This window comes from Streptomyces sp., from assembly GCF_050698815.1.
Lineage (GTDB): Bacteria > Actinomycetota > Actinomycetes > Streptomycetales > Streptomycetaceae > Streptomyces.
This window is the reverse complement of the sequence record NZ_JBOHCV010000300.1, coordinates 1-1872: the sequence shown is the minus strand read 5'-3', so window position 1 is coordinate 1872 and position 1872 is coordinate 1. Positions and strand designations below refer to the sequence as shown.

The following is a 1872-nucleotide window of genomic DNA, read 5'->3' as shown; positions in this document are numbered from 1 at the left end:
GGCGATTATTTTTTTGCGGCAGATGGTTAACGAGATCATTGCCGCGTTCCTCGGCTCGCTTCACCTGCTTCGACATCCGCTGTCGAAACCGATCATCCCCATGTTGAGTTGACAAACCACGCTGCCCTCGCAGGCGGCGCTGTGACCATGATACGGGACCGGGCCGCCGGTAGGCCAACGCTTTGCCGCCCACCTGGAAGGAACCGACCGGAAGGCTTACTGACAGTTACGCCTTGGCCCGCTGGCGTCGCCGGGCGGCGGAGATCGCCCGGTCCGACTCGCGCCGGTCCTGCTTCTCCCGCAGCGTCTGCCGCTTGTCGTACTCCTTCTTGCCCTTCGCGAGCGCGATCTCGACCTTGGCCCGCCCGTTCAGGAAGTACAGCGCGAGCGGGACCAGGGTGAGGCCCGACTCCTGGGTCTTGCCGATCAGCCGCTCGATCTCGTAGCGGTGCAGCAGCAGCTTCCGCTTCCGCCGGGCGGCGTGGTTGGTCCAGGTGCCCTGCGTGTACTCCGGAATGTGGACGTTGTGCAGCCAGACCTCGGCGCCGTCCAGCTGCCCGAACCCGTCGACCAGCGAAGCACGGCCCTGCCGCAGCGACTTCACCTCGGTGCCGGTGAGCACGATCCCGCACTCGTAGGTGTCCAGGATGAGGTAGTCGTGCCGCGCCTTCTTGTGCTGCGCGACGAGCTTGCGGCCGCCGCTCTCGTCCTTGGCCTTTTTGGCCTTGATCTTCTTCTTCTCGTCCTTCGTCGCCATAGCAAGGTCAATCTTCCCCTACGACCGGGGCTCCAGGCCACCCAATACCGTGCGGGCCCGCTCGGCGGCTTCCCGTGGGGCGTCGACCGACAGGTCCGGGCTGATGCCCTCGCCGTCGAGGGAGCGGCCGGCAGGGGTGGCGTAGTGCCCGACGGTCAGCTCGGCGACCGAGCCGTCCGGCAGCTTCCGCGGGACCTGGACCGACCCCTTGCCGAAGGTGCGGGAGCCGACGACGACCGCCCGCCCGCGGTCCTGCAGCGCGCCGGTCAGCATCTCCGCGGCGCTCATCGTGCCGCCGTCGACCAGAACCACCAGCGGCCGTGCCGATGTCCCGCCTGCCCCGGCCCCGGCCCCGGCACCGGCGCGGGAGTCGGCGTAGAGCGCCCGCTGGCTGCCGTTCTCGTCGTAGGTGGCCACCAGGCCGCCCTCCAGGAAGGCGGACGCGGCCTTGACCGCTTCGCTGACGAGCCCTCCCGAGTTGCCGCGCAGATCGAGCAGGATTCCCGAGTGCCCCCCGGCCACGGCGGCGCGTACCTGCTGCGCGGAGCCCTTGGAGAAGGAGGCGACCTTGATCCGGGTGGTGCCGTCGCGCATCCGGTCGACAGTCACGGCGTCGGCGGTGAGACGTGCGCGGTGCAGCGTCTCCTTCCACTGCCGGCCGTCCCTGCTCAGTGCGAGACCGACCGCGCTGCCGGGCCCGGAGGAGTGGGCGGCGGCGCGCGACGAGCGCTCGTCGGTACCGGAACCGGAGCCGGTGCCGGAGCCGCGCAGCCGGGCCACGACATCGGTGACGGGGTGGTCGGCGACGCGCGTACCGTCGATCTCGCGCAACCGGTCACCGCGCCGGATTCCCGCGTCGGCGGCGGGGCTGCCCGGCTGGACACGGGCAACGGCGACGGCGGGAGCGCCCTGCGGGTCTCGCTCGCGCCGCACGGAGATGCCGACGCCGACGTACTCGCCGTCGAGGGTCCGCCGCACACCTTCGAACTCCCGGGCCGTGTAGGCGGCGGACCAGCGGTCACCGCTGCGGCTCACCAGGTCCTCGGCCTCACCGGCCTGGCCCGCACCCGCGCGCCCGTCGCCGCCGTCTGCGGCCGCGCCGCCCATACCGGCGC

General features: G+C 71.2%; 2 protein-coding genes and 1 other RNA gene. All 3 read right to left on the bottom strand.

What is annotated here, in order from left to right:
• Positions 1-100: a transfer-messenger RNA gene (ssrA, locus tag ACRDP3_RS10830) on the bottom strand; the annotation flags it as partial.
• A 126-nt stretch (positions 101-226) separates the two neighbouring features.
• Complete coding sequence (gene smpB, locus ACRDP3_RS10825) at positions 227-757, bottom strand: SsrA-binding protein SmpB (protein WP_431516664.1); 531 nt, start codon at positions 755-757, stop codon at positions 227-229.
• A gap of 18 nt (positions 758-775) precedes the next feature.
• Positions 776-1872, bottom strand: a 1097-nt coding sequence (locus tag ACRDP3_RS10820; protein WP_431516663.1) for a S41 family peptidase, incomplete at its 5' end; no start/stop codon positions are given.

Excerpts from the sequence above, each read along its gene's own strand:
- smpB (WP_431516664.1), bottom strand. The coding sequence starts at position 757 with ATGGCGACGAAGGACGAGAAGAAGAAGATCAAGGCCAAAAAGGCCAAG.